A 25,735-nucleotide genomic window follows, 5' to 3' on the forward strand; every position below is an offset into this window, starting at 1 on the left:
ATCCGGTCCGCTTATTAAAAGCCTCTCACGATCAACTTTACCGATCTTTCCTCCCAGTTACGGCCAGCGAACGGCGGGGGGTAGCGATGAGAGAATGGACTCGACATTCCCACCCGTTTTCAAGCCGAAGATCGTTCCTCTGTCATATAGCAGGTTGAACTCGACATATCGCCCACGGCGAATCAATTGTTCTTCACGATCTTGTTCTGTCCACTGTTTATTGAAGTTGGAGCGAACAATCCGTGGATAAACCATGGCGAAGGCGCGGCCGACATCGCGGGTGAAGGCGAAATCGGCGCTCCAGCCGCCCGCTTCCTCGCTCGAATGCAGCCAGTCGTAGAAGATGCCGCCGACACCGCGCGACTCGTTGCGGTGCTTGAGGAAGAAGTATTCGTCGCACCACTTCTTGTAGGCGTCGTAATCGGCGACGCCGGCGTGGCTGCGGCAGGCGATCTCCATCGCCTTGTGGAACAGACGCGTGTCGTCGTCTTCCTGGGTGCGGCGGCGGTCGAGCACCGGCGTCAGGTCGGCGCCGCCGCCGAACCAGCGGCTCGATGTGACCACCATGCGGGTGTTCATGTGCACGGCGGGGACGTTGGGGTTCACCGGGTGGGCGATCAGCGAGATGCCGGAGGCCCAGAAGCGCGGATCGTCCTTGGCGCCGGGCATCTGGGCACGCAGGTCGGCGCTGAATTCGCCGTAGACCGTGGAGGTGTGGACGCCGACCTTTTCGAAGACGCGGCCTTCCATCATCGACATGCGGCCGCCGCCACCGGCGCCGTTCTCGCGCTTCCAGTCCTTGGCGACGAAGCGGCCGGGCTGACGATCGGAAAGCGGTCCTGCGAGCTCATCCTCGATCGCTTCGAAAGAGGCGCAGATCTGGTCGCGCAGGCCCTCGAACCAGGTGCGGGCCATCTCCTTCTTGTCCTCGATATCCGCGGGCAGGCCGATCGGAAGTTCGGGTCGTTCCATAGTCGTCGTCTCCGGTACGCGCGCGGGCAAAATTCGAGTCATGCCCGCTTCAATCGCCCCTGATAGCAGGTCGTTTGGCATAGCGCCAACAGCCCAACCGCGTTGGTGAGCAGGCTTCAGATTCGACTCGCAATATTCAGGCGTCGATACTACCTTTCCATTAGAGGTAGGTTGTATGACGAAGATCCCAGGACCGCCGTCATTTGACGGCTTGAAACGAAGGATTGCCAAGCACCGGGCCGAGGGTACGCCGCGCAAGAACGACCGGTTCGTGCGGCAGACCTATTGCCTGGCGCTGCTCGATGCGCGCGCCAAGGCTCGCGAGTGGTTCGACGAATATCCCAAGGCCGCCTACTGGACCGAAGTCGAGAGCTGGCGGCAGCTCGATGGCGACCAGATCGAGTTCACCATGCGGCGTTTGCCATCGGCCGATTGAGGCTTATTCGGCGGCGTCGCGCAGGCGGCTTTCGATCAGCAGGCCGCTTTCATCCAGGATCGGATGCGCGACCGAGACGATGTGGGCGTTGATGCGCTTCAGGTCGCGCAGCATGTCGAGATGCAGCGAGCTCGTCTGCAGGCTGTCGGCGCGGCCGTCGCGCAGGCGTTCCAGATGGCGCTCGGAGGATTGCTTCTCCATGCGGCGCACTTCCACCTTCACTTCCATCAGCTGACGAGCGAGATTGAAATCGCGGGTGACGAAGATCGTCTGGGCGATGCGGAGATTCTCCAGCGTCAGGTGGAAGAGCTTGCTCAGCTCCTCGTAGCCGTCCTCGGAGAATTTCAGGCCGAGCGAGACCTTCTTGGCGACCTGCGGCAGCAGGCCCTTTTCGATGATGTCGCCGATATGCTCGAGATTGATGGCGTAGTCGATGATGACGATGGAGCGGCGTCCGTCCTCTTCGCTGAGGTTGCCACGGCCGAGCTTGGAGAGGTAGATCTTCACTTCCTGCTGCAGGCTGTCGACGCGCTTTTCGAGGCTCGCGATTTCGGTCAGTTTCGACATGTTGTTGCGCTCGAAGGCGTCGGCTGCGCGCTGCAGCATGCGCTCGATCAGGTCGCCGACGCCAAGCACTTCACGGGTGGCGCTGGCGAGCGCCACGACCGGCGTCGAGAGTTCCTGCGGATCGAGATAGCGCGGGGCGTTGTCGGCCTGCTCGTCCTCGGGGACGAGCTTCAGCATCAGGCGCGACAGCAGGCGCGAGAAGGGCCAGGCGAGAGCCGCGAGCAGGAGATTGAAGCCGAGATGGGCGTCGACCGGCAGCTTGGCTGGCGACAGCGGCAGGGTCTCCAGGAGATCGGCACCGAAGCCGGCGAGCGGCAGCGCGATCAGGCAGCCGATGGCGCGCACGATGAGATTGCCGAGCGTGACGCGCTTGACTGAGGCCGGGCCTGAAAGCGAGGCGATGACGGGCGGGATGGCGCCGCCGAGATTGGCGCCCAGCACGAGCACGATCACAAGGCCGGCCGACAGGATGCCTGTCGAGGCCAGCGACAGGATGAGGACGACGGCGGCGAGGCTGGAAGAGGAGATGAAGGCGATGCAGGCCGAAAAGGCGAGCGCCACCGGCCAGGCATTGTCGAGCAGCCCGATGAAGGCCGAGAGCGCCGGCGACTGGCGCATCGGTTCGGTGGCGCTGCTCAAGAGGTGAAGCGACAGCAGCATGAGGCCGATGCCGATCAGCGCCTGACCGCCGCCCTGGCGTGACGTCGAGCCGCCGCGATAGAGCACGATGCCCGCGAGGATGACGAGCGGCGACAGCCATTCGATGCCCGTCGCGACGATCCAGGCGGTGACGGCGGTGCCGACATTGGCACCCAGAAGCACGATCTGCGCCATGCGCGGCTTGACCAGCTCGCGCTCGACGAAGGAGGCGACCATCAGGGCGGTCGCGGTGGAGCTCTGCAGCGCAATGGTCGCAACGAAACCGGAGACGAACGAGCGCAGACCGCTCTTGGTGCCGGAGGCAAGCCCGGTCCGCAGCCGCGCGCCGAAAGCGCGCGATACGCCATCCTTCACCTGCGACAGGCCGAACAGCAGCAGGGCTACGGCGCCGAACAGGTTGATCATGACGATTGTGGATTCCATGCGGGCTTGTCTTTTTCTATCTCTTGGCGCCTTCATTGGCGCGTTTTGCGACTCTCTGGTTGCGGCAAATCATTGAAATATCGGCATATCGTCCGATCTTTTGTTTGCCCGGCTAAAAATTATACGCCTGATCGGCGATTTCACAACGCCGTTCGCGACATTATGCGCCGCTGAACCGGCATTTCCGTGGCAGGGTCAGGACCAGACGGTCTGGCGCATGGCTTCGCCCGTGATCATCGCCGCCGATACCGCGACATTGATGGAGCGCTGGCCCTCGACCATGGGCACGAGGATGCGGGCATCGGCCGTGTCGTGCACATGATCGGGCACGCCGGCGCTTTCGCGGCCGAAGAGCAGGATGTCGTCGGCGTGGAAGCGGAAATCGGTGTAGCGGCCGGATGCCTTGGTGGAGGCGAGCACGAGGCGGCGGCCCGTCGTTCTGCGCCAGTCCTCGAACTGTTCGAAATTGACATGGCGGGTGAGGGCGGCGGCGGCGATGTAATCCATGCCGGCGCGCTTGAGATTGCGGTCAGAGATGTCGAAACCGGCGGGCTCGATGATATCGACGGCAAAGCCGAGGCAGGCGGCGAGCCGCAGGATGGTGCCGGTGTTGCCAGGAATATCGGGCTGATAGAGTGCTATTCTGAGGTCCGCCATGATCGCCCCGTTTGATCGCTTCTGTCCGGCCTGACCTATTGCAAGTGCGGTTTTGGTGCAACAGCCTGCTTTTTGGGCGCGAATCTTTGGCTTTCGGCAAGTTTGGGCTGGAAAACCCGTCAATTTCGCGTTATCGGTGCATATCTTCAATCGCCAACAAGGGAGCGCCAAGATGAATACATTGCCGTATGTCAGCCTCCCGTCCGCCAACTTGCGGATCATGGCGACCCGACGCTCCTAAAGCGTCCTTTTCTTTCTGATTTCCCTTTCGTAATCCATTGCGCGGCCATGTTGGCCTCGTCCCTTGAACGTCCACTGCCCATATAAGCCGTTGCGCGTCTGTGCCGGCGAGGGCAGGAACGCTGAAGTTCGGAGCATTTTCATGTTTGGCTGGTTTGAACAGCGTCTCAATCCTTTCCCCTCCGAGGAGCCCGGCGTTCCTCCCAAGGGGCTGTTTGCCTTCTGCTGGCACTACACGAAGCCCGCGGCCCCCTGGCTTGCGGCCATGGCCGTGCTGACGATGCTGATCGCGGTCGGCGAAGTCGCGCTGTTCCAGTTCCTCGGCAATATCGTCGACTGGCTGACGCATGCCGATCCGAAGACCTTCCTCGAGACCGAAGGCTACAAGCTCTACTGGATGGGCGCGCTGATCCTGATCGGCCTGCCTCTGGCGGCGGTGGCGGATTCCGTCATCATGCACCAGGTGCTGATCGGCAACTATCCTATGATCGCCCGCTGGCAGATGCACCGTTTCCTGATGCGTCACAGCATGACCTTTTTCGCCAATGAGTTCGCCGGACGCGTGGCCACCAAGGTGATGCAGACATCGCTTGCCGTGCGCGAGACGGTGATGAAGATCCTCGACGTCTTCGTCTATGTCGTGAGCTACTTCATCTCGATGATCGTGGTCATCGCGGCGGCCGATTGGCGGCTGATGATCCCGATCCTCGCATGGCTCGGCGTCTATATCGCCATCGTCGCCTACTTCGTACCGCGGCTTCGCAAGATCGCGGCGATGCAGGCCGATGCGCGTTCGCTGATGACCGGCCGCGTCGTCGACAGCTACACCAACATCGCAACGGTGAAGCTGTTTTCGCATGCGGGCCGGGAGGAGACCTATGCCAAGGAGGGCATGGACGGCTTCCTGCAGACCGTGCACCAGCAGATGCGCAAGGTCACGATGTTCCACGCATCCGTCTATATCAACAACTGCGTGGCGCTGTTCGTGATCTCGGGCCTGTCGATCTGGTTCTGGCTGAACGGCGGCATCTCGGTCGGTGCGATCGCGATCGCCATCGGTCTTGCCATGCGTGTCAACGGCATGTCGCAGTGGATCATGTGGGAAGTCTCGGCGCTGTTCGAGAATATCGGCACGGTCTATGACGGCATGGAGATGATGACGAAGGAGCACGACATCACCGACAAGCCTGGCGCTTCGTCTCTGACGGCGAAGAAGGGCGCGATCCATTACGACCGGATCGGCTTCCACTACGGGAAGGGCAAGGGCATCATCGAAAACCTGTCGCTCGACATCAAGGCGGGCGAGAAGGTGGGTCTGGTCGGCCGCTCCGGCGCCGGCAAGACGACGCTGATGAACCTGCTGCTGCGCTTCTACGATCTCGAAGGCGGTCGCATCACGATCGACGGTCAGGACATCTCGCATGTCTCGCAGGAGAGCCTGCGCGAACTGATCGGCGTCGTCACGCAGGACACGTCGCTGCTGCATCGCTCGATCCGCGACAACATCGCCTATGGCCGTCCGGATGCGACCGACGCGGAGATTATCGAGGCCGCCAAGCGGGCCAATGCCTGGGACTTCGTCGAAGGCCTTGTCGACATGCAGGGGCGCAAGGCGCTTGATGCGCAGGTCGGCGAGCGCGGCGTGAAGCTGTCTGGCGGCCAGCGCCAGCGTATCGCGATTGCCCGCGTCTTCCTCAAGGACGCGCCGATCCTGGTGCTCGACGAGGCGACCTCGGCGCTCGATTCCGAGGTCGAGGCCGCGATCCAGGAGAACCTGTTCGCGCTGATGGAGGGCAAGACGGTCATCGCGATTGCCCACCGTCTGTCGACGCTGACGGAGATGGACCGGCTGGTTGTGCTCGACAAGGGCAAGATCATCGAGGCCGGTTCGCATGTCGAACTGGTGGGTGAGGGTGGCGTCTATGCCGATCTCTGGAACCGCCAGTCGGGCGGCTTCCTCGCCGATCACTCGGATGAGGATGGCGTTCAGAAAGAGGCTGCGGCAGAATAACGCATGCCCCCGCTCCGCCATGCGCGTGGAGCGGGGGAACTTGGCATATATCAATAATAGCGCGGCTTTTCCGCAAGGTCTCGTTGCGGCGATTATAAAAGCGCGCGTTGGTGGTAAGTTTTTGTTTAGCGGAGACTGGCACAAGGGTTTCATCAACTTAAGCGTTCTTTGAAACTTTTCAGGTGCCCGTGATGAGCTCTCTCAAGATCAAGATTCTTCTGCCCGCTCTCTTTGCCTTCATCGTCATCATCCTCGTCGTCCAGGGTGCCGCCGGCATGCGGTCGGTGTGGCAGCTCAACAGCCAGGCGGAAAGCATCAGCCTGCGGATGGACAAGTCGCTGATGATCGCGGAGATGGAGCGGCGCATGTCCGACGTCCGTCGCCTGTATCTTGCGCTGTCCGCCGCCCTCAGCGTCGAAGAGCAGACGGCACTGCTTTCGCAGATCAAGACGGCCACCGCGGCCCGCGAAAACGCGGTTGCCACATTCGAAGCCGCGCAATCGGCCGGCCCGCGGCCGCGGTTCGAGCAGCTCAAGGGCATCATGGCGGATTACGACAAGCTCGGCGAGCAGTTCGCCAGCCTGCTCATCAGCGCACGAAACAGCGACGCCAAAGCCGTTATCGAAAAGATGACGCCGATGGGCAACAACGCCGGTGATATCCTGCAGGGGATGATTTCAGACAACCGCGCCGCCGCCGGCACCGACAAGAAAGCCGCTGCCGACACCACGCAGGTCGTGACGATCGCAACGATCGCTGGCGTGGCGATTGCTGTTCTGCTCGCGATCGGTGCTGCTGTACTCAGCCTCGTTCGCGTCACGCGGCCGATCGGGGCGATCACGCAGTCGATGAACGCGCTGGCCGCCGGCGACAACCAGGCCGTCATTCCCTATGCCGGTCGTCGTGATGAGATCGGCGAAATGGCGGCCGCGGTTGCCGTCTTCCGCGAGAACGCGCTGGAGCGCGAACGTCTCGAGCATGAAACGGAAGCCAGCCGCTCGATGAGCGAAAGCGAGCGGATCGCGCGCGAGGAGCAGAAGGCGCGCGAGGCGGCCGAAGTGTCGTTCGCGGTCGACAATCTGGCGCGTGGGCTGAAGAGCCTTTCCGACGGCGATCTGACCTTCCGCATCGAGCAGAGCTTCGCCGGCCAGCTGGACCAGTTGCGCAGCAACTTCAACGAATCCGTCCATGGCCTGGAGCGTGTGCTGCGTGTGGTCGGCGAAAACGCCCGCAAGATCGATGCCGGCGCCAACGAGATCCGTGCCGCGGCTGACGATCTCTCGAAGCGCACCGAGCAGCAGGCTGCCTCGGTCGAGGAGACGGCGTCGTCGCTCGAACAGGTGACGACCGCTGTCCGCGATGCGGCCGCCCGAGCCGGACAGGCAGGGGAACTGGTCGAGACGACCCGCAGCGGTGCTGAGCGCTCAGGCGCAATCGTTCAGCAGGCGGTGGCGGCCATGGAAGCCATCGAAACCTCCTCGAACGGGATCTCCAACATCATCGGTGTTATCGACGACATCGCGTTCCAGACCAACCTCTTGGCGCTGAATGCCGGTGTCGAGGCCGCACGTGCCGGTGACGCAGGCAAGGGTTTTGCAGTCGTGGCACAGGAAGTGCGCGAACTCGCCCAGCGTTCGGCCAATGCCGCGAAGGAAATCAAGACGCTCATCACCAAATCGGGCGATCAGGTGCGCCAGGGCGTGGAGCTTGTCGGCGAGACCGGCCGGCAGCTTGCCGTGATCGTCTCTGAGGTCCAGGCGATCAATGGCAATGTGTCGGCGATTGTCAGCACCTCGCGTGAACAGTCGACCGGTCTCAGCGAGATCAATGTCGCCGTCAACCATATGGATCAGGGCATCCAGAAGAATGCGGCGATGGTCGAGCAGACGACCGCCGCTACCCACAGCCTGGCACGGGAAGCCGCGGCGTTGATCGAGCTTCTCTCGCAGTTCAGGCTGAGCGAAAGCCAGGCTGCCGCGATGCGCGTCGCTTCGGAGGCGAGCCACCAGCCGGTTCATTCGCCGGCACGTGCGCTGGGTGCCCGTGTTGCCCGCGCCTATGGCTGAGAACAGGACATAATGCACAATTGAAAACGCCCTCCCTGGGATATCGGGAGGGCGTTTTTTTATTTTCTATCAGTCGCTTGGATGTATCTGCTCAGTGCCTGTCGGCGCTCAGGCTGTCCGCCCAATCCATGACGCGGTGGCCCTCGACCGCCATGCTGCTGGCAAAGGCGAGGGTACGCAACGCCATGAGCCGACGCTGCTCTTCATTGTCGATCCAAGCGGCAACGGCTTCCGCCACGACCTGGTCGTGCGCTAAGCCGAGCTGCTCTATGACCGCATCGAGTCTTTCCGCCAAAGGCAACGGTATGCTCGACACGAGTGTCCTTTTTTGCATTGTGGCCGTCTCCCGTGAAATCCCATGCTATTCCCACATTGTGGCGGGACATGTCTCATTCAACGACGATGCCGTCGATGTTACCAATCATTACCAAAATATAAGGTTGGTCCGGCGAACGGATTGCTTTCCCCATCCGGCGGATAAGCCTATATCGCAAATATGCTGCTAAATCGACTCTTTCGTGCCTTTGAAACCTGGATTGATCCCTTCCAACCGCGCGACAACATTCAGCCGCCGCGATCGACGACGGGCTTTATCTGGTTCTATATCGGCCAGGCGAAACTCCCCTTCATCGCCATGCTGGTTCTCGGCGGCATGTCGGCCGCCATCGAGGCGGCGTTGTTCTGGTTCGTCGGGCGCGTCGTCGATATTCTCGCCAGCATCAAGCCTGACGTCGGCTGGCACGGCTTGCTTGCCGCACATGGCTTCGAACTGTTCGGCATGCTCTTCCTCATCGGCCTTGTGCGCTTCATCGTACAGCTGGTGATCGCGCTGGTCGATCAGCAGGTGATCACACCGGGATTCTACAATCTCGCCCGCTGGCAATCCTACCTCCACGTCTCGCGGCAATCGCTGTCATTCTTCCAGAGCGATTTCTCCGGGCGGATCGTCACCAAGGTATGGTCGGCGGGGCAGGCGACGGGCGATCTGGTGACATCGCTGATGGAGAGCGTCTGGTTCGTCGGCATCTATGCGGCGACGACGCTGGTGCTCGTCGCGCGTCTCGACCTGTCGCTGGCTGTTGTGGTGCTCTGCTGGCTGGTGGCCTTCGGGGTTCTGGCGCGCTACTTCGTGCCGCGCATCCGCCGTCACTCGCGCGATACGGCCGAATCCGCCTCGATGCTCAACGGGCGCATGGTGGATGCCTACAGCAATATCCAGACGCTGAAGCTTTTTGCCCGCGACGAAGAGACCGATCGCTACATGCGGCAGGGCTTCGATACGTTCCAGGCCACCGTGCTGCTCTTCACCCGCTTCATCACCGGCGTGCGCGCCTCCATGGCGCTGCTTTCGGGCATCATGATCGTCACCATGGCGGGGCTCAGCGTGCATCTGTGGCTGCAGGGGCTGATCAGCTCGGGCGCGGTTGCGTTTTCGCTGGCGCTGGTGCTCAGGCTGAACTTCCTGCTTGGTCGCCTGATGACGCAGTTCAACGGAATCATGCGCAATCTCGGCACGATCCAGAACTCGGCGGAGCTGATCTCCAAGCCGCTCGGCCTCGTTGACAAGCCCGATGCGCCGGATCTCGTCATCGCCGAGCCCGGCATCCGTTTCGACGACGTGTCCTTCCACTATGGCAAGGGCAGCGGCGTGATCGACCATTTCTCGCTGACGATCGCGCCCGGTGAGAAGGTCGGCATTGTGGGGCGCTCTGGTGCCGGCAAGTCGACGCTCGTGAACCTTCTGCTTCGGCTCTACGATCTTGAAGGTGGGCGTATCCTGATCGACGGGCAGGATATCGCCGGCGTCAGGCAGGAATCGCTGAGGATGCAGATCGGCGTCGTCAGCCAGGATACGTCGCTGCTGCACCGCTCGGTGCGCGACAACATCCTCTTCGGCCGCCCGGATGCCGGTGAGGCCGGATTGATCGAGGCGGCGCGGCGGGCCGAGGCGATGGGCTTCATCCAGCGGCTGGAGGACCAGCAGGGGCGCAAGGGGTTCGACGCGCATGTCGGCGAACGCGGCGTCAAGCTTTCGGGCGGGCAGCGGCAGCGGATCGCGATCGCTCGGGTCATGCTCAAGGACGCGCCGATCCTGGTTCTCGACGAGGCGACCTCGGCACTCGATTCGGAGGTGGAAGAGGCGATCCAGACGAACCTCAACCGCATCATGGACGGCAAGACGGTTCTGGCAATCGCCCACCGGCTGTCGACGATCGCAGCCCTCGACAGGCTGATCGTCGTCGACAAGGGGCGGATTATCCAGGAGGGCACGCACGAGGCGCTGCTGCGCGATGGCGGGCTCTATGCGGAACTCTGGGCGCGGCAATCAGGCGGCTTTCTGGCGGCCGACCTGGAAGAGGTCTAGGCGCTCAGGCGGCCGCTATCAGCGATCGATAGCGATCTCGGCCATCAGCCCGTAGTGGTTGGAGCCGGCGTTATCCGTAATTTGCTTTACCGAGACCAGCCGCAATGGCGGGCGGGTGAGTACGTGGTCGATGGCGATCCCGAACTTGCCGGCTCGGGTCGGCCATGTGGCGGGCTCCGGAAAGACCGTGTTCAGGCCGGCGGTGCGGACGAAATGCTGGATATGCGGATCGATGATGGCCGAGTTGAAATCGCCGGCCACGATAAGTGGACCATCGACTTCCTTGATGATCCCACGGAGATCCCAGAGTTCGTCGATCTGGAAGCCGTCGAAATAGGGCTTCGCAAGGTGGACGGAGGCGAGGTGGACGGATGTGCCGTCGACATCGATCGTTACCTGCACGAGGCGGTTGGGCCATAGATCGCCGAGGGTTCTGACGGACTGCTCCATGAAAGGCCGCTTGGAGAGGACCAGCGTATCGCATCCCGGCGTGCCGACGCCGCAGCCGATGCGATAGGGGTAGGTCGCCGAGAGCCGGGGAAGTTCCTGAAGCAACGGCACGGCCTCAAGGATGTTGACGACATCGGCGCCGGAGCCGATCACGGCTTCAGCGATACGGCGGCTGTTTGCGAAATTGTCGTTCTCGATGTTGAAAGACATCAGGCGAAGGAGCGGGCGCGACGCGGTTGCCGGCGGGGCTGCCTCGAATTCCTTCAGCATCAGCACGCCGTGGGCGGCAAGCAGCACCGACACGGTGACCAGCAGATAGGCGTACCAGTGGCGCCTGATGAGGATCAGGACGAGGCTTGCGGCGAGGCCTGCCAGCGCGAAATGGACCTGAAAGCTGTACACGAAGGCAAGCAGCCAAGTGTGCGTCAGATAACGCAAGGAAATGGCGGCAAGCAGCAGCGAGACGAGAACACTGCCCACGCAGAATAAAGTGTGTCTCATAGGATGGCACCGGGCGTGAGCGAGTAATATTTGGGCGACGTAACACGCAGCTGGATATGTTGCAACGCAACACTGTTGCAGCCGCGCGATTGTCCTAAAGAATCAACTCTCAAGGGGCGCGACATTGTGCCCACTTGCCCTGCCGAGGCTGGACATAATTGATGATCGATAATAGAACGCGCCTTAGTGGGTGGGGAATCTAAGTTCGAATATCTGTATGACAGATTCGTCGCCTTGGAGGGATGGCACGGAAAATTCCGTGAAATTTGGGCAGAGGATGTTAAGCCGTGAGCGAACACGAAACGACAGGCGGGGTCTCTAGCGAGCCCACACGCCGTGATTTCCTTTATTTAACCACGGGTATGGCAGGCGCCGTCGGCGCCGTCTCTGTCGCATGGCCGTTTATCGACCAGATGCGTCCCGACGCATCGACGCTGGCCCTCGCTTCCATCGAAGTCGACGTGTCGAGCCTCGAGCCGGGCATGTCGCTGACCGCCAAGTGGCGCGGCAAGCCGATCTTCATCCGCAACCGTACACCTGAGGAAGTGAAGGCTGCAGATGACGTTCCGATGGCGGAGCTCAAGGATCCGATCGCGCGCAACGCCAACCTCGCCGCCGATGCGCAGGCGACGGGTGTCGACCGTTCTGCCGGCAAGGACAAGGAAAACTGGATCGTCATGATCGGGTCCTGCACCCATCTTGGCTGCGTTCCGCTCGGCCAGGCCGGCGAATACAACGGGTGGTTCTGTCCCTGTCATGGCTCGGTCTACGATACGGCCGGCCGCATACGGAAAGGCCCGGCACCGCAGAATCTCGCGATTCCGACCTATTCGTTCGTTTCCGACAAAGTTATCAAAATCGGTTGAGGGGGACTGATTTATGAGTGGCCATTCCAGCTACGAGCCATCAACCGGCCTTGAGAAGTGGATCGATGCACGCCTGCCGCTGCCTCGTCTCGTCTATGACAGCTTCGTCGCCTATCCGGTTCCGCGCAACCTGAACTACGCCTACACCTTCGGCGCCATGCTGTCGGTGATGCTGATCGTGCAGATGCTGACCGGTATCGTGCTCGCCATGCATTATGCGGCGGAAACATCCGTTGCCTTCAATTCCGTCGAAAAGATCATGCGCGACGTCAACCACGGTTGGCTGCTGCGCTACATGCACGCCAACGGCGCGTCATTCTTCTTCGTCGCGGTCTATCTGCATATCGCCCGCGGCCTCTATTACGGCTCCTACAAGGCGCCGCGCGAAATCCTCTGGATCCTCGGCGTTCTCATCTATCTCCTGATGATGGCGACCGGCTTCATGGGCTACGTTCTGCCCTGGGGTCAGATGTCCTTCTGGGGTGCGACCGTTATCACCGGCTTCTTCTCGGCATTCCCGCTGGTCGGCGAATGGGTGCAGCAGTTCCTGCTCGGCGGCTTCGCGGTCGACAATCCGACGCTGAACCGCTTCTTCTCGCTGCACTACCTGCTGCCCTTCGTCATTGCCGGCGTCGTCATCCTGCACATCTGGGCGCTGCACGTCACGGGCCAGACCAACCCGACCGGCGTCGAGGTCAAGACCAAGACGGACACGGTGCGGTTCACGCCTTACGCGACGCTCAAGGATGCGCTCGGCGTTTCGGTGTTCCTGCTGGTTTACGCCTACTTCGTCTTCTACCTGCCGAACTTCCTCGGCCATGCCGACAACTACATCCCGGCCGACCCGTTGAAGACGCCGGCGCATATCGTTCCGGAATGGTACTTCCTGCCGTTCTACGCGATGCTGCGCTCGATCACCTTCAACATCGGACCGATCGATTCCAAGCTGGCTGGCGTTCTCGTCATGTTCGGCGCCATCATCGTGCTGTTCTTCCTGCCATGGCTCGATACTTCGAAGGTTCGCTCCGCGGTCTATCGCCCGTGGTACAAGATGGCTTACTGGCTGTTCGTGATCAACGCGATCATCCTCGGCTGGCTCGGTTCGCAGCCAGCGGAAGGCCTCTACACCACGATCTCGCAGATTTGCACGCTGCTCTACTTCGCCTTCTTCCTGATCGTCATGCCGGTCCTGGGTCTTGTCGAGACGCCACGCCGGGTGCCGAACTCGATCACCGAGGCGGTGCTGGAGAAGCGCAACAAGTCGGTCGCTGCCGAAGCGGCCAAGGCATGAGCGGGCGGCGAGAGGGAACACACACCATGAAAAAGCTTGTTGCAAGCATCCTGTCACTCGCAGTCGTCGGCTGTCTCGGGAGCGCGGCTGTCGCGCAGGAGGCAAAGCCCGCCGAACATCACGAGGCGGCGACCCCGCACTACCCGCTGAAGGAGCCAAGGGAGGTCGACTGGACCTTCGCCGGTCCCTTCGGCCACTACGACAAGGGCCAGCTGCAGCGCGGCCTGAAGGTCTACACCGAAGTCTGCGCCGCCTGCCACTCGATGAAGCTGGTGCCGTTCCGCATGCTGGGCGATCTCGGCTACTCGGAAGCGCAGGTCAAGGCGTTCGCCGCCAACTACGAAGTGCAGGACGGCCCGAACGCCGCCGGCGACATGTACAGCCGCAAGGCCGTGCCGTCGGACTACTTCCCGTCGCCATTTGCCAACGCCGAAGCGGCCGCGGCCTCCAACAACGGTGCGGCGCCGCCGGACTTCTCGCTGATCGCGAAAGCCCGCGAAGTCGAGCGCGGCTTCCCGCGCTTCATCTTCGATATCTTCACGCAGTACCAGGAAGGCGGGCCGGATTACATCTACTCGCTGCTGACCGGCTACGAGAACCCACCGGCAGGCACGACCGTGTCGCAGGGCCAGCACTACAACCCGTACTTCCACGCCGCCTCCGTGCTCGCCATGCCGCCGCCGCTGTCGGATGGCCAGGTGACCTATGACGACGGCACATCAGGTACGGTCGACCAGTACGCCAAGGACGTTGCCTCGTTCCTGATGTGGGCCGCCGAGCCGCATCTGGTCGAGCGCAAGCACACCGGCTTCATGGTGATGATCTTCCTGTTGATCTTCACCGTGCTCATCTACCTCACCAAGCGGTCGGTCTACGCCCGCAAGGACCACTAAGCCCCAGGGCTTTCGCAGGCAGGGAAGCGTTTTCCTGCCTGCTCTTCTTCTTTCCTTCCCCTTTCATTTCAGTTCCTCTCCGCTGGGTCCGTTTTTTATGACGCGGCTTGCATGCGCGCTTTTTCAGGCCTATCGATGTATTCGTTGAGATATATCGATAGGTTCAGCAATGACGTTATTGTCGGGACTTCACGCCACCCATGCTCCGCTCGCCAAGCTGTCGGCGACCTTGCAACGGCCTGCGTCATCGGTGGGTGCGACTGCGAAACGCACCGGGCGGGCGAAGACCTGGGAGATCAGTCCGCATTTTCATTGCTCGATCATCGGAACCTGCCTGACGGCCGGCGAGCTTCGCCAGGTGCTGATCAAGGTGGGGGAGAGTGATGCGCGCAGCGCAGGCGATCATGCGCTGCATTCGCGCGGTGTCTGGTTGGCCGGGCAGAAAGGCCTACCGGGCAAGCTTCTCAACAAGGCGCTCGATCGTCGCCACGAGAGCATGATCCGGCGGGCGGCGTCGATCGACAGTCCCGAGGAACTCCAGCGATTCTGGCGGGAGGCGTTTGACTGCGGCGATATCTCGGGAGCCTACTGGACTGTGATGACCCACCCGGCGGCGAACGAAAAGCTGGTGCGGGACGTTTTCGGCGAGGTGCACATGCTGTCGCATCTGGTCGGCAGCGCCAGCCGGCTGGATATCGCCCGGCTGACGGAGCTGCAGCGCCAGGCCGAGGAAAAGGACGACAAGATCGCCAAGCAGGAGCGCCGCCTTGCGGAGGCTGCGGCCGAACGCGTCGAGATGTTGCGCGAGATCGAGCAATTGCGGGAGGCACTTCGGCGGGCGCAGGCGGCCAGTGACACGGTCGGGTCTGCTGGCGAGGCACGAGCGGAAGAAGCGCGGGGCGGGGTCTCTTCGGCCAATGCCGCTCACGCGGACCTGTTGGCCGAACGGCTGGCCACGGCTCGACAGGAAACACAGCGAGAGCAGCAACGCGCGGAGCGGGCGGAGGCCGAACTGTCGCGGCTGCGGTTGGAGAACGACCAGATCGAGGCGCTGCTTCTTGGCAACGGGCCGAGCGCTGGCGATGATGCCACGACGCTTGCGTCCGGTACGACGCCATCCGGGGCGCCGGCCGGCGAGGGGCCGTGCTCTATGTTGGCGGTCGCCGAAGCCTCTATGACAGACTGCGGTCGCTTGCGTCCGATCACGGCGTGACACTGCTGCTGCACGATGGCGGCCTTGAGGACAGCACGACGCTTCTGCCGGCAGCACTTGCGCAGGCAACGACCGTCGTCTTCCCGGTCGATCACATTAGCCATACGGCGGCTGGCATCATCAAGCGGTTCTGCCGGGAGAGCGGCAAGGCTTACATGCCCTTGCGCTCGGCGGGGCTGACGAGCTTCCTGGCGGCGATCCGCGATGCCGCGAATGCTGGCCAGGGGCGAACGCTGCGCGCTGGCGAATAGGCGACGCCGATTATCGAACTTGAGTGCTCGTGCCGCATGCCGGCGCGGCTAGAGGAGGCTGTTTTTTGTTGGAAGCGCGGCGGGCAATTGATAGTGTGCGCCGGGCTTCCAACATGCCTCTCGATAATACGGAATTTTCAATGGACACTATCGCTTCCGAGCTTGCCGCCAGCATTCGCTCGATCCGGGACTATCCCAAGCCTGGCATCATCTTTCGTGACATCACCACGCTGCTTGGCGATCCCCGGGCCTTCCGCCGCGCCGTCGATGCGTTGGTGCAGCCCTATGCGGGCACGAAGATCGACAAGATCGCTGGTATGGAAGCAAGAGGGTTCATTCTCGGCGGCGCCGTGGCGCACCAGCTTTCGGCTGGCTTCGTGCCGATCCGCAAGAAAGGCAAGCTGCCGCATGAGACCGTGCGCATCGCCTACAGTCTGGAATATGGTATCGACGAGATGGAAATGCACATCGACGCGGTGAAGCCGGGCGAGAAGGTGATCCTCGTGGACGACCTGATCGCGACGGGCGGCACGGCTGTCGGCGCGACCCAGTTGCTGCGCCAGATGGGCGCCGAGGTGGTTTCGGCCTGCTTCGTCATCGACCTGCCGGATCTCGGTGGGCGCGCGAAGCTGGAAGCGCTCGGCGTCGACGTCCGCACGCTGGTCGAATTTTCGGGCCACTGAGGCCGGCTGTTACTCGAATTCGAGCACGCTGCTTTCGAACCTGACGACCGGGTCGCCCGCGACATAGCCTTCGCAGAGGATGGTGTTGAGGATGCGGCCCGGGCGTGAGGCCATCGGGCGGCTCGACAGCAGGGTGACGGCGTAATCGACGGTTTCGTCGGCGAACACCGGGCGGATCCACTGCAGGTTCTTGAAGCCTGCGGCCGGCCCGAGCTTGGGCGGCGTGTGGCCCTCACGGGCGATTTTCTTGCTCTCGGCGATCCAGTAGGCGACGAATGTCGTCATCCAGCCCGCGCATGTGTGCCAGCCGGAGGCGCAGAGGTCGCCGAACAGGCTTTCGCGCGCGGCTTGCCTGTCCACATGGAAGCGCTGCGGATCGTAGCGCGTGGCGAAGCGGATGATGTTTTCCTCGGTGAAGGCGTAGCTTCCCGTCTCGGTCTTTTCGCCGAGCGTGTAGCGATCGAGCATCCTCATGCGCTTGCTCCCGTTTGCGCTTCGGTCGCGGTGGCCATGCGGAACATGATCGGGTTCTCCGACACGCAGACCGTTTCGCCATGCTGGTTTTCGAGCTCGTGGCGGAACTTGACGATGCCGATGCCCGGGCGGGACCGCAAGGCGCGCGCCTCAAGCACGGTCGAGTGGCCGGAGAGCGTGTCGCCAGCGATGACGGGCCGGCGCCATTCCATGATGTCGATGCCGGGGGCGCCCTCGGAGAGCGAATTCAATAGATAGCTGTCGATCATCATCCGCATCAGCATTGCCGACGTGTGCCAGCCCGAGGCGGCGAGCCCGCCGAGAATGCTGGCTCGTCCGGCTGCTTCGTCTGTGTGCATCGGCTGGGGGTCGAACTCACTGGCGAATTCGATGATTTCCTCTGCCGAGACCGTAACAGGTCCGAGCGCGAAGCGGCGGCCGGGATGAAAGTCCTCGTAGGCGAGTGTCTGATCGGACAAATTCGTCTCCACGTCATAGGCGTTTCAACACGATTACAATAGCATGCGGCGTCACTCAACGATTCCAGCGAGAATTCCGCATGTCCGAACTGAAGTCGATCCTTGACGAGGCTGAACGAGAAGGGATCATTCCATCGCAGGCTTCCGAGCGGCTGTTGTCGTTTCTCGTGGCGCGAGGTGTCAGGGCGGATGCCGCCGTATCGGCTGTGCGGGACGAAGCAGCGGGTAGTGCCGCGTTTTCCGACACGGAGACGCCGAGCTTCGTACGCGGGTTCCATGACGTGCTGATCACCATCGGTATCGTCGTGGCGCTTTCCGGGCTCTGGGGCATCGGTTCCATCTACGCGGTGTTTCCCGCCATCATCGTACTTGCCGAAATCCTGGTGCGTCGCCAGCGGCTGGCGCTGCCTGCCGTGGCGCTGACGATTGCGCTGGCGCTCTGGACAGGCGCCGTGTCGGCGATGCTGCTGCAGGGTTCGCCGCAGATCATCGGGATCGGCGACAATAATGAGGGGCTGCAATACACGCTGGCCTTTCCCGTCGTCCTCGGCCTCTTTTATCTGCTTTATCGGATACCGCTCGCCTTCGCGCTGGCGATCATGGGGGCGGTCGTTGTCGCGCTGCAGCTCGTGCTGCGCCTGCTCGGCTGGCTGAGTGGCGATCCGCTCTATGCGGTCACGCATGGCGGCGTGCTGTCGATGCTGGCGGTGGCCTGCGCAGTTGGACTGTTTGCGCTCGCCATGCGCTTCGATCTCAAGGATCCGCTGCGCCGGACCGTCAATTCCGACATTGCCTTCTGGCTGCATCTCGGCGCAGCACCCGCGCTGCTTTACAGCATCCTATGGCTCTCCGGCGGCGGGCCGGGGGCGCTCAGCGGGCTCGACACGGTGTCGATGCGCACACCTGTCGTGGTGATCACAGTCATGGCGCTGATGCTGGTGGGGCTGATCATCGACCGACGCGCCTTCGTGACGTCGGGACTGGTATCGCTGGGGGCCGCGCTCTACGGGATCTTCCGCCAGGGCAATGCGCAGGTGGATACCTACATCTTCGTCACGCTGCTGGCGGTGGGCGTGATCGTTCTTGTCATCGGCACCGGCTGGATGCCGCTTCGGCGCGCCGTCGTGCGCCGTCTGCCTGATGGCATGCAGAAGAGACTGCCGCCCGCTTAGGCGGCAGTCCTAATGTTCGAAATCAGGTGTTGAAGCGGAAGTGGATGACGTCGCCGTCCTGGACGACGTATTCCTTGCCTTCGTCGCGGCCCTTGCCGGCTTCCTTGGCGCCGACTTCACCCTTGAAGTTGATGTAGTCGTCGTAGCCGATGGTGAAGGCGCGGATGAAGCCGCGTTCGAAATCGGTGTGGATGACGCCGGCCGCCTGCGGGGCCTTGGTGCCGCGGCGGATGGTCCAGGCGCGGGTTTCCTTGGGGCCGACGGTGAAATAGGTGATCAGGTCGAGCAGGTGGTAGCCGGCGCGGATCAGACGGTCGAGACCGGCTTCCGTGAGGCCGAGTGCCGAGAGGAACTCGGTGGCTTCTTCTTCCGGCAGCTGCGCCACTTCGGCTTCGATCGCAGCCGAGATGATGACGCATTCCGCGCCCTGCTTCTCGGCCATTTCCGCCACGGCCTTGGTGTGCTCGTTGCCGTCGACGGCATCGCCTTCGGCGACGTTGCAGACGTAGAGAACCGGGTGCGAGGTGAGGAGGTTGAGGCCCTTCAGGATCTCGATTTCCTCAGGCGCCAGCGTCTTCAGGAGAAGACGGGCGGGCTTGCCTTCGTTGAGGAGCTTGATGACAGCTTCCATGACCGGAAGCTGGGCCAGCGATTCCTTGTCCTTCGATGCGGCGCGCTTGCGGGTCTGCTCGACGCGGCGCTCCAGGCTTTCGAGGTCGGCGAGCATCAGCTCGGTCTCGATCGTGTCGGCGTCGCCAACAGGATTGATGCGACCCTCGACGTGGGTGATGTCGTCATCCTCGAAGCAGCGCAGCACGTGGACCACGGCGTCGACTTCGCGGATGTTGGCGAGGAACTTGTTGCCGAGGCCTTCACCCTTGGACGCGCCGCGCACGAGGCCGGCGATGTCGACGAAGGAGATGCGCGTCGGGATGATTTCCTTGGAGCCGGCAATACCCGCCAGCTTCTGCATGCGCGGATCGGGAACGGCGACTTCGCCGGTGTTCGGCTCGATCGTGCAGAAGGGATAGTTCGCCGCCTGCGCTGCCGCCGTCTTGGTGAGCGCGTTGAAGAGGGTCGACTTGCCGACATTCGGCAGACCGACGATACCGCATTTGAAGCCCATGGCTGAAACCTGCTGTTCTTGAATTCCTTGGCCGTGCGTATGGGGTAAAAGCCGCCTCCGGGTCAAGCTTTTCGAGCACATCTTGCGTGATCAAAGCGGCTTTGGCTTGAAAGCGGTGCTTGCAGTGCAATATATTGTGTGGGCCGAGCATAGCCTCGCCCTCTTTCCTGTCATCAACGGATGGACTGCCCGATGAGTGACAACGATGTCGCCCTGAAACCGAAAGTGAAGTCCAAGCCGAAGCTCGATCGGCCGAAGCTCTACAAGGTCATTCTCGTCAACGACGATTTCACGCCGCGCGAATTCGTGACGGCGGTGTTGAAGATCGTCTTCCGGATGAGCGAAGAAGCCGGATACCGGGTGATGATGACCGCGCACAAGCTCGGCACCGCTGTGGTGGTCGTCTGCGCCAAGGATATCGCCGAGACAAAGGCCAAGGAGGCCATGGATTTCGGCAAGGAGGCGGGGTTCCCGCTGATGTTTACGACAGAGCCCGAGGAATAGGTTCAGACGCTTCTTCTGATCTGGAAGCCTGTCTTGTTCTGCACGAAGCCGCAGCTTTCGTAGAAGCGATGGATGCCGGGATCGGTGCGTCCGGTGAGCAGCATCACCTTGTAGCAGCCCTCCTGCCAGGCGAGCTTGATCGCATGCGCGATCAGGGCGCTTGCGTAGCCGCGCCGGCGATGCGGCGTTGAGGTGGCGACGTTTTCGATCAGCGCGTATGGCGCGCCGCCGCGGGTGAGGTTGGGCATGATGATCAGCGTCACGGAAGCCGCCAGCGCATCGTCGGCCACGCCCACCATGACGCGCATGCCGGGATAGGCCAGCATGGACGTAAAGCGCTCTTGCGCGAGCGCCGGGTCGATGGCGCGGTCGCCGGGGTTCATGTCCTTGTAGAGCGCGAGAAGCGCTGTCAGGTCTCCCGCTTCGGCCGTGCGGATGGCAAGAGGCGAGGGGGACATGGTCAGTCTTCCTTGTTGCCGAACATCTTCTTCAGCATCTCGGCCATCGGTCCCGTCGTCGGAAGCTTTTTCGGCTGGGCGCTGTTGCGGGCCTGATGGATGTGCGATTTGCCGGCGGGCTTCTGAGCCGCTGTGTTGGCATTGGCAGGCTTAGCGGGCTTCGGCTTGTCCTCGTCTTCCTTGCCGCCGACGGCGAGCGCCAGCTTGTTCATCAGCTGCGAATCCTCGCGCTTGACCAGCATCTCGAGATTGTCGGCGAGCGCGTCGAGCATGGGTTCCAGCCACTGCTGGTCAACCTTGGCGAAATCGCCGAGCACGTAGTTGTGCACCAGGTCCTTGTTGCCGGGATGGCCGATGCCGAGGCGCAGGCGCCGGTAATCCCTGCCGCAATGCGCATCGAGCGATTTCACGCCGTTATGGCCGCCATGGCCGCCGCCGACCTTGATGCGGGCCTTGGCGGGCGCGAGGTCGAGCTCGTCGTAGATGGCGACGATGTCGGATGGCTGCAGCTTGTAGAAGCGCATGGCCTCGCCGACGGATTCGCCGGACAGGTTCATGTAGGTCTGCGGCTTGATCAGCAGGACCTTCTCGCCCGCGATCTCGCCTTCGGAGATCTCGGCCTTGAACTTCTTCGACCAGGGCGAAAACGAGTGGCGGCGGTGGATGGCGTCCACGGCCATGAAGCCGATGTTGTGGCGGTTGCCGGCATATTGTCTGCCGGGATTGCCGAGGCCGGCGATAACAAGCATGGCGCTTTCATTCCTGGGCGTTTCAAATTCCAAGCACGTTCACCACCGCGAAACGGCGCCGAAGTCAAGCGCAAGCGTGTTTGTGGTGGCCAGAATCGATGAGGCGAGACCGGGGAAGCTTAGTTACTGACGCGGGTGCAGGCCGTATTTGTTGAAGATCGTGCGCTGTGTGCCATCGGCGATCAATGCGTCGAGCGCCAGCTGCATCTTGGCCCTGAGATCCTCGGGGAAGCTCTTTTCGCAGGCGATGCCCAGCGATTGGGAGGAGAGCGTGGCGACACGCACGAGGGGTTGGTCGACCTTGAGCTTTTCGAAGTAGATCTCCGAGATGGGCATGAGGTCGATGCGGCCATTGAGGAGTTTGCGCAGCGTCGAGGGGAAGTCGCTGGCGATATCGACCTTGGGATAGCCCTTTTCCTTCAACAGTTGCTCGGTGTAGTCGCCGCGATGTGTGCCGATGACATAACGGCGGGTGTCGTCCAGATCGGTTTCGCGAATGCCTGAGGAGGCGGTGGCCACGAGAATGTTGGCGTCCACCAGCAGCGGCTCGACCCATTTGAACAGCTTGTCACGCTCGGGGCTATGGGCCGTGGTGAAGAGGCAGGTCATTGGTGTCGCCTGCGTCGCCGCATAGGCGCGGGTCCAGGGCATGAGCTCGATATGCATATCGATGCCCGCCTTCTGCATCAGGATCTGCACCTGCTCGACCGACGCGCCTTTGAGCGTCTCGCTTTCGTGATAGCTGAAGGGCGGATATTCCTCGGTCAGGAAATTGACGGTGGCGGCGCGTGCCGGGCCGGTGAGGGGCAGGCTCAGGAGAGCGAGAAGCAGCAGTGGTTTGATCATCTCGGCTTCTCTTTTTGCGATTATGAGGCGCGGGCGAGCGTGTGGGCATCCGCCAGTCGGACCATCAGCTGGTCGACGGTCTGCGGACGGTGGAAGAGGTAGCCCTGGCCGTAGTCGAGCCCCATCTCGCACAGCGTATGGCACTCCTGCTCGGTCTCGATGCCTTCGGCGATCACGGTGCAACCCATCTTGTGCGAGAGTGTGGTGATGCTTTCGACCAGCGTGCGGCTCTTCTGGCGGATATCCTCGTTGGCATCGTTGATCGAGCGGGTAAACGACTGGTCGATCTTGATGATGTCGACGGGGAAGCGGTTGAGGTAGCTGAGCGAGGAGTAGCCGGTGCCGAAGTCATCGAGCGCGATGCGGCAGCCGAACTGGCGGATGTCGCTGACGATCTTGCGGATCTCGGGATTGTTGTGCATCAGCACCGCCTCGGTGATCTCGACGACGATCCGCTCGGGGCGAATGTTGTGGCGCATGAGCAGCGAGGCCAGTCTCGCGGGCAAGGACGGCTCGAACTGCAGCGGCGAGAAGTTGATGGCGAGGTAGCTGTTCTCAAGGCCCGGGAGCGCCGAGAGCACAGCCAGATGCTCGATCGCCTTCTCCATGATGACATTGCCGACGCGGATGATCTTTCCGGTCTCCTCGGCGACGTTGATCACCTCGGCAGGCGCCATGAGACCCTTCACAGGATGATTGAGGCGCATCAGGGCTTCGAAGCCGGCGACGCCGCGGCCGTTGAGGTTGACGATCGGCTGGAGATAGGCCGCGAACCAGTCCTCGATCAGGCCGATTTCGATGCAGCTTTCGATCTCGGCGCGGGCGCGGGCGTGATCGACCATGCCGTTGTCGAAGTGCTGGGCGCCGTTCTTGCCGTCGCGCTTCTTGGCATACATCGCCATGTCGGATTTCTGCAGCAGCTCGGCGGCATTGTCTGCGTGGCGCGGATAGATGGCGATGCCGACGCTGGCGCTCAGATGCATGTCGGTGCCGAAGGGCTCGTTGAAGATGGAGGCGAGCATCTCGGCCATCAGGTCGGCGCGCTCGGCGGCGTTACCCGCCGGCAGCAGGATCGCGAACTCGTCACCGCCGAGGCGGGCGGCGACATCCGTCGGCGCAAGCTTGCTCTTCAGGCGGCCGACGAACTCGCGCAGCGCCTTGTCGCCCTCGGCATGGCCGAGGTTGTCGTTGATCCACTTGAAGCGGTCGAGATCGACGAAGAGGCAGGCGAGCTCCTGGTTGGCGGCGTCCGCCTCGCGGATCTTGCCGTCGAGCACGGTCTCGAAGCCCTGGCGATTGAGAAGGCCGGTCAGATGGTCGGTGATCGCCTGCTTGTGGTTGCGGGCTTCCGAGGCCTTCAGCGCCGTGACGTCGGTCATGACGGACAGCGACAGGCCGCCCTGGCCGCCGGTGGCAGTCTTCGATTCCAGGATCAGCACGTCCATGACGCGGCCGTCGGCGCAGAGGAACTTGACGGTGACATCGACAGTGGCGCCGCCATTCAGCTCACCCTTGCGGCCGAGGAAGGCGCTGCGGGCGTCCGGGGTGACGAGATCGGTGAAGCGGTTGCCGATGATTTCATCGCGCTCGTAGCCGGTGGCGGCGAGCCAGTAGTCGCTGACGGCGGTGATATGGTCGTTCTCGTCGAGCGAGAACAGCATGGCGGGCGTCAGGTTGTAGATGTCGATGGCGCGGCGATGCGCGAGTTTCAGCTCCTGTTCCTCGCTCTCGAGCTTGGACTGCATGGTGTTGAAGCTCTTGGCAAGGCGGCCCATCTCGTCGTTGGAGCGCCAGTCGACATGGTGGCGCGAGCCGAGCTGGCCGGTGGCCTCGATGGCCGCGATCAGTCGCATCAGCGGGCGAACGAGGACGATGCGGTTGCCGATCAGGGCGGCGCAGAAGACGATCAATACGGCGAAGACGAAGATCGACAGGAAGATGATCTCTTCATTCTTCAGGCCCGAGAACAGGTCCGGCGCGGGATAGAAGACCGAGATCGTGCCCAGCTTCTTTGGGCCATCGAGCGTGGTGTAGGTGATGGCGTGCGAGACTTCGATCAGCTGGCCGTCATAGGAGGCGGGGATCGTCGACTGGGTGACGTCAAGCTGGCCGGATTCGTCCCGGACCTGAACCTTGACGATGTTGCCCTGCGAGACGACGGCCGCGCTGATCTGCGCGACGCTGTCCTCATCAAGGTCCCAGAGCGGCTTTGCCAGCGCCTGCGAGTTGGCGACGAGAAGAACGGAGATATGGTCGCGGATTTCCTTTTCGGCGCGTCCGGAGGACAGGAAAAGGAACAGAACAAAAAGTGGGGCTACGAGCAGAACCAATGCGGCGAACACAATTCCTAGAAATCTGTTCTGAACGGAATTATGCATTTTCCTGCGTCTGCCCCTTGCCGCAAAATTTCGTCGTTCAGAATAAAACTTGCTCTGAAACGATGGGGCATGCTTCCACTAAATGTCTTAATCGAAGTTGAAGTGCTGATCTTCGCGGAAATGAAAAGACCCGCTTTCCGGAGAAAGCGGGTCTTATACTTTACAAAGCGTTCAAGCGATCAAAGGATCAAGCTTCAGCTTCGCCAGCTTCTTCTTCTTCCGATACGCCAGCTGCCGGAGCAACGATCGTAGCGATGGTGAAGTCGCGGTCGATAACCGTGGTCACGCCCTTCGGCAGGGTGACTTCGGAGATGTGGATGCTGTCGCCGATCTTCTTGCCGCTGAGGTCAACGTTGAAGAATTCCGGGATGGCATCAGCCGGGCAATGAACTTCGACGTCGTGACGAACGATGTTCAGAACGCCGCCGACCTTGAGGCCCTGGGACTTTTCTTCGTTGACGAAGTGAACCGGGATCGCAACGGTAACGGCGGTGTTGCCGGATACGCGCAGGAAGTCCACGTGCATGGTGAAGTCGCGGACCGGATCGAGCTGGTAGTCCTTCGGCAGAACCTTGTACTTCTTGCCGTCGACGTCGATCGTAGCGATGGTGGTCATGAAACCGCCAGCGTGGATGCGCTTCGTTACCTCATTGGTGCTGAGGGAGATCGAAATTGGGGCCTGCTTGTCACCATAGATGACAGCCGGGATGAGACCATTGCGGCGAAGTTCACGGGCGGACCCCTTACCAACCCGTTCGCGCGCCTCGGCCTTGAGCTCGTAGCTTTCGTGGCTCATGACTTTTCCTTCCGAGGTTATTTGGAGAGCTCGGCGCAGGCATCGCCTGTCGCTGAACTGGAGGCGGGTTTCCCCATCCTCATCCGCATTGCCTCCAAGGGTGTCTGTGCGGACGCGTGCGCTATAGTCTAGTTGTGGCGGAATGGCAAGAGTTGCGGCGTGATACAGGACGCTCATCCCGATGAGGCCGCGCATCGGTCCTTTAGTA

The 25,735-nt window shown here is 62.0% G+C and carries 25 protein-coding genes; 12 read left to right on the top strand and 13 right to left on the bottom strand.

Features of this window, described 5'->3' with window-relative positions; translation table 11 throughout:
- Window positions 1–57: 57 nt before the first annotated feature.
- Window positions 58–972: an oxygen-dependent coproporphyrinogen oxidase gene (gene hemF, locus ACIQUB_RS01845; RefSeq protein ID WP_047506125.1), complete on the bottom strand. Its 915-nt coding sequence runs from the start codon at window positions 970–972 to the stop codon at window positions 58–60.
- 175 nt (window positions 973–1,147) lie between these two features.
- Here hemF and ACIQUB_RS01850 point away from each other — a divergent pair, with 175 nt between their 5' ends.
- Window positions 1,148–1,408: a hypothetical protein gene (locus ACIQUB_RS01850; RefSeq protein WP_018897365.1), complete on the top strand. Its 261-nt coding sequence runs from the start codon at window positions 1,148–1,150 to the stop codon at window positions 1,406–1,408.
- Between the two features lie 3 nt (window positions 1,409–1,411).
- Here ACIQUB_RS01850 and ACIQUB_RS01855 read toward each other — a convergent pair whose 3' ends face one another.
- Together ACIQUB_RS01855 and ACIQUB_RS01860 are read right to left on the bottom strand one after the other, a co-directional pair.
- A complete protein-coding gene (locus ACIQUB_RS01855) occupies window positions 1,412–3,058 on the bottom strand; it encodes a Na/Pi cotransporter family protein (RefSeq protein WP_113237320.1) in 1,647 nt (548 codons plus the stop codon).
- Between the two features lie 195 nt (window positions 3,059–3,253).
- Entirely contained in the window at window positions 3,254–3,715 is a 462-nt protein-coding gene (locus tag ACIQUB_RS01860) for a tRNA (cytidine(34)-2'-O)-methyltransferase (RefSeq protein WP_113237321.1), read from the bottom strand.
- Between the two features lie 382 nt (window positions 3,716–4,097).
- On the opposite strand from ACIQUB_RS01860, the gene ACIQUB_RS01865 reads away from it, so the two are divergent.
- Together ACIQUB_RS01865 and ACIQUB_RS01870 are read left to right on the top strand one after the other, a co-directional pair.
- Window positions 4,098–5,966 (top strand): ABC transporter ATP-binding protein, encoded by a 1,869-nt coding sequence (locus ACIQUB_RS01865; protein WP_018897368.1) that lies wholly within the window; start codon window positions 4,098–4,100, stop codon window positions 5,964–5,966.
- 191 nt (window positions 5,967–6,157) lie between these two features.
- The gene (locus tag ACIQUB_RS01870; protein ID WP_402928483.1) at window positions 6,158–8,032 is read left to right on the top strand and encodes a methyl-accepting chemotaxis protein; all 1,875 of its coding nucleotides are present in this window, start codon (window positions 6,158–6,160) and stop codon (window positions 8,030–8,032) included.
- Window positions 8,033–8,123: 91 nt separating this feature from the next.
- Here the strand turns inward: ACIQUB_RS01870 and ACIQUB_RS01875 are convergent, their stop codons facing one another.
- Window positions 8,124–8,366: a hypothetical protein gene (locus ACIQUB_RS01875; protein ID WP_402928486.1), complete on the bottom strand. Its 243-nt coding sequence runs from the start codon at window positions 8,364–8,366 to the stop codon at window positions 8,124–8,126.
- A gap of 162 nt (window positions 8,367–8,528) precedes the next feature.
- Between ACIQUB_RS01875 and ACIQUB_RS01880 the strand changes: the two genes are divergently transcribed.
- Window positions 8,529–10,397: an ABC transporter ATP-binding protein gene (locus ACIQUB_RS01880; protein WP_113237323.1), complete on the top strand. Its 1,869-nt coding sequence runs from the start codon at window positions 8,529–8,531 to the stop codon at window positions 10,395–10,397.
- 18 nt (window positions 10,398–10,415) lie between these two features.
- Here the strand turns inward: ACIQUB_RS01880 and ACIQUB_RS01885 are convergent, their stop codons facing one another.
- Window positions 10,416–11,348, bottom strand: coding sequence for an endonuclease/exonuclease/phosphatase family protein (locus ACIQUB_RS01885; protein ID WP_113237324.1), 933 nt, complete (start codon window positions 11,346–11,348; stop codon window positions 10,416–10,418).
- A gap of 287 nt (window positions 11,349–11,635) precedes the next feature.
- Here ACIQUB_RS01885 and petA point away from each other — a divergent pair, with 287 nt between their 5' ends.
- From petA to ACIQUB_RS01915, 6 genes are all read left to right on the top strand, one after another.
- Window positions 11,636–12,214: a ubiquinol-cytochrome c reductase iron-sulfur subunit gene (gene petA / locus ACIQUB_RS01890; RefSeq protein WP_026282791.1), complete on the top strand. Its 579-nt coding sequence runs from the start codon at window positions 11,636–11,638 to the stop codon at window positions 12,212–12,214.
- A 13-nt stretch (window positions 12,215–12,227) separates the two neighbouring features.
- Window positions 12,228–13,505: a cytochrome b N-terminal domain-containing protein gene (locus tag ACIQUB_RS01895; protein WP_113237325.1), complete on the top strand. Its 1,278-nt coding sequence runs from the start codon at window positions 12,228–12,230 to the stop codon at window positions 13,503–13,505.
- A 26-nt stretch (window positions 13,506–13,531) separates the two neighbouring features.
- Window positions 13,532–14,398: a cytochrome c1 gene (locus ACIQUB_RS01900; RefSeq protein WP_113237326.1), complete on the top strand. Its 867-nt coding sequence runs from the start codon at window positions 13,532–13,534 to the stop codon at window positions 14,396–14,398.
- A gap of 169 nt (window positions 14,399–14,567) precedes the next feature.
- Window positions 14,568–15,611 carry a hypothetical protein gene (locus ACIQUB_RS01905; protein ID WP_162737465.1) on the top strand — a complete coding sequence of 348 codons (1,044 nt, stop codon included), beginning with the start codon at window positions 14,568–14,570 and terminating at the stop codon, window positions 15,609–15,611.
- Window positions 15,542–15,862, top strand: a complete 321-nt coding sequence (locus ACIQUB_RS01910) for a DUF2325 domain-containing protein (protein ID WP_162737466.1) — start codon at window positions 15,542–15,544, stop codon at window positions 15,860–15,862. The genes ACIQUB_RS01905 and ACIQUB_RS01910 overlap by 70 nt, the downstream gene beginning before the upstream one ends.
- 140 nt (window positions 15,863–16,002) lie before the next feature.
- Window positions 16,003–16,545, top strand: coding sequence for an adenine phosphoribosyltransferase (locus ACIQUB_RS01915; protein ID WP_111562871.1), 543 nt, complete (start codon window positions 16,003–16,005; stop codon window positions 16,543–16,545).
- Between the two features lie 9 nt (window positions 16,546–16,554).
- On the opposite strand, the gene ACIQUB_RS01920 is transcribed toward ACIQUB_RS01915, so the two are convergent.
- Together ACIQUB_RS01920 and ACIQUB_RS01925 are read right to left on the bottom strand one after the other, a co-directional pair.
- Entirely contained in the window at window positions 16,555–17,019 is a 465-nt protein-coding gene (locus tag ACIQUB_RS01920; RefSeq protein WP_113237329.1) for a MaoC/PaaZ C-terminal domain-containing protein, read from the bottom strand.
- Window positions 17,016–17,498: a MaoC family dehydratase gene (locus ACIQUB_RS01925; RefSeq protein ID WP_113237330.1), complete on the bottom strand. Its 483-nt coding sequence runs from the start codon at window positions 17,496–17,498 to the stop codon at window positions 17,016–17,018. Before ACIQUB_RS01925 ends, ACIQUB_RS01920 begins: the two co-directional genes overlap by 4 nt.
- Before the next feature lie 80 nt (window positions 17,499–17,578).
- Between ACIQUB_RS01925 and ACIQUB_RS01930 the strand changes: the two genes are divergently transcribed.
- Complete coding sequence (locus ACIQUB_RS01930) at window positions 17,579–18,670, top strand: hypothetical protein (protein WP_402928494.1); 1,092 nt, start codon at window positions 17,579–17,581, stop codon at window positions 18,668–18,670.
- Window positions 18,671–18,692: 22 nt separating this feature from the next.
- On the opposite strand, the gene ychF is transcribed toward ACIQUB_RS01930, so the two are convergent.
- The gene (gene ychF / locus ACIQUB_RS01935) at window positions 18,693–19,796 is read right to left on the bottom strand and encodes a redox-regulated ATPase YchF (RefSeq protein ID WP_037184348.1); all 1,104 of its coding nucleotides are present in this window, start codon (window positions 19,794–19,796) and stop codon (window positions 18,693–18,695) included.
- Between the two features lie 192 nt (window positions 19,797–19,988).
- Here ychF and clpS point away from each other — a divergent pair, with 192 nt between their 5' ends.
- Window positions 19,989–20,300, top strand: coding sequence for an ATP-dependent Clp protease adapter ClpS (gene clpS / locus ACIQUB_RS01940; RefSeq protein ID WP_018897383.1), 312 nt, complete (start codon window positions 19,989–19,991; stop codon window positions 20,298–20,300).
- A gap of 2 nt (window positions 20,301–20,302) precedes the next feature.
- On the opposite strand, the gene ACIQUB_RS01945 is transcribed toward clpS, so the two are convergent.
- From ACIQUB_RS01945 to ACIQUB_RS01965, 5 genes are all read right to left on the bottom strand, one after another.
- Window positions 20,303–20,758 carry a GNAT family N-acetyltransferase gene (locus ACIQUB_RS01945; protein WP_113237332.1) on the bottom strand — a complete coding sequence of 152 codons (456 nt, stop codon included), beginning with the start codon at window positions 20,756–20,758 and terminating at the stop codon, window positions 20,303–20,305.
- A gap of 2 nt (window positions 20,759–20,760) precedes the next feature.
- Window positions 20,761–21,507, bottom strand: coding sequence for an aminoacyl-tRNA hydrolase (pth, locus tag ACIQUB_RS01950; protein ID WP_402928499.1), 747 nt, complete (start codon window positions 21,505–21,507; stop codon window positions 20,761–20,763).
- Window positions 21,508–21,630: 123 nt separating this feature from the next.
- Window positions 21,631–22,350: a transporter substrate-binding domain-containing protein gene (locus tag ACIQUB_RS01955; protein WP_113237341.1), complete on the bottom strand. Its 720-nt coding sequence runs from the start codon at window positions 22,348–22,350 to the stop codon at window positions 21,631–21,633.
- Between the two features lie 23 nt (window positions 22,351–22,373).
- Window positions 22,374–24,731: an EAL domain-containing protein gene (locus ACIQUB_RS01960; RefSeq protein ID WP_113237334.1), complete on the bottom strand. Its 2,358-nt coding sequence runs from the start codon at window positions 24,729–24,731 to the stop codon at window positions 22,374–22,376.
- A gap of 187 nt (window positions 24,732–24,918) precedes the next feature.
- A complete protein-coding gene (locus ACIQUB_RS01965; protein WP_113237335.1) occupies window positions 24,919–25,527 on the bottom strand; it encodes a 50S ribosomal protein L25/general stress protein Ctc in 609 nt (202 codons plus the stop codon).
- Between the last annotated feature and the right edge of the window lie 208 nt (window positions 25,528–25,735).

Origin of the sequence: Rhizobium sp. NPDC090275, from assembly GCF_044772225.1 — a bacterium.
Taxonomy (GTDB): Bacteria; Pseudomonadota; Alphaproteobacteria; order Rhizobiales; family Rhizobiaceae; genus Rhizobium.

Bases quoted from the DNA above. Each gene is read 5' to 3' on its own strand.
- ACIQUB_RS01960 (WP_113237334.1), bottom strand. From the start codon at position 24,731: ATGCATAATTCCGTTCAGAACAGATTTCTAGGAATTGTGTTCGCCGCA.
- ACIQUB_RS01965 (WP_113237335.1), bottom strand. From the start codon at position 25,527: ATGAGCCACGAAAGCTACGAGCTCAAGGCCGAGGCGCGCGAACGGGTT.
- ACIQUB_RS01920 (WP_113237329.1), bottom strand. From the start codon at position 17,019: ATGAGGATGCTCGATCGCTACACGCTCGGCGAAAAGACCGAGACGGGA.
- ACIQUB_RS01880 (WP_113237323.1), top strand. From the start codon at position 8,529: ATGCTGCTAAATCGACTCTTTCGTGCCTTTGAAACCTGGATTGATCCC.
- ychF (WP_037184348.1), bottom strand. From the start codon at position 19,796: ATGGGCTTCAAATGCGGTATCGTCGGTCTGCCGAATGTCGGCAAGTCG.
- ACIQUB_RS01945 (WP_113237332.1), bottom strand. From the start codon at position 20,758: ATGTCCCCCTCGCCTCTTGCCATCCGCACGGCCGAAGCGGGAGACCTG.
- ACIQUB_RS01860 (WP_113237321.1), bottom strand. From the start codon at position 3,715: ATGGCGGACCTCAGAATAGCACTCTATCAGCCCGATATTCCTGGCAAC.
- ACIQUB_RS01865 (WP_018897368.1), top strand. From the start codon at position 4,098: ATGTTTGGCTGGTTTGAACAGCGTCTCAATCCTTTCCCCTCCGAGGAG.
- ACIQUB_RS01895 (WP_113237325.1), top strand. From the start codon at position 12,228: ATGAGTGGCCATTCCAGCTACGAGCCATCAACCGGCCTTGAGAAGTGG.
- ACIQUB_RS01915 (WP_111562871.1), top strand. From the start codon at position 16,003: ATGGACACTATCGCTTCCGAGCTTGCCGCCAGCATTCGCTCGATCCGG.
- pth (WP_402928499.1), bottom strand. From the start codon at position 21,507: ATGCTTGTTATCGCCGGCCTCGGCAATCCCGGCAGACAATATGCCGGC.
- ACIQUB_RS01905 (WP_162737465.1), top strand. From the start codon at position 14,568: ATGACGTTATTGTCGGGACTTCACGCCACCCATGCTCCGCTCGCCAAG.
- clpS (WP_018897383.1), top strand. From the start codon at position 19,989: ATGAGTGACAACGATGTCGCCCTGAAACCGAAAGTGAAGTCCAAGCCG.
- ACIQUB_RS01930 (WP_402928494.1), top strand. From the start codon at position 17,579: ATGTCCGAACTGAAGTCGATCCTTGACGAGGCTGAACGAGAAGGGATC.
- ACIQUB_RS01875 (WP_402928486.1), bottom strand. From the start codon at position 8,366: ATGCAAAAAAGGACACTCGTGTCGAGCATACCGTTGCCTTTGGCGGAA.
- ACIQUB_RS01850 (WP_018897365.1), top strand. From the start codon at position 1,148: ATGACGAAGATCCCAGGACCGCCGTCATTTGACGGCTTGAAACGAAGG.
- ACIQUB_RS01885 (WP_113237324.1), bottom strand. From the start codon at position 11,348: ATGAGACACACTTTATTCTGCGTGGGCAGTGTTCTCGTCTCGCTGCTG.
- hemF (WP_047506125.1), bottom strand. From the start codon at position 972: ATGGAACGACCCGAACTTCCGATCGGCCTGCCCGCGGATATCGAGGAC.
- ACIQUB_RS01900 (WP_113237326.1), top strand. From the start codon at position 13,532: ATGAAAAAGCTTGTTGCAAGCATCCTGTCACTCGCAGTCGTCGGCTGT.
- ACIQUB_RS01870 (WP_402928483.1), top strand. From the start codon at position 6,158: ATGAGCTCTCTCAAGATCAAGATTCTTCTGCCCGCTCTCTTTGCCTTC.
- ACIQUB_RS01855 (WP_113237320.1), bottom strand. From the start codon at position 3,058: ATGGAATCCACAATCGTCATGATCAACCTGTTCGGCGCCGTAGCCCTG.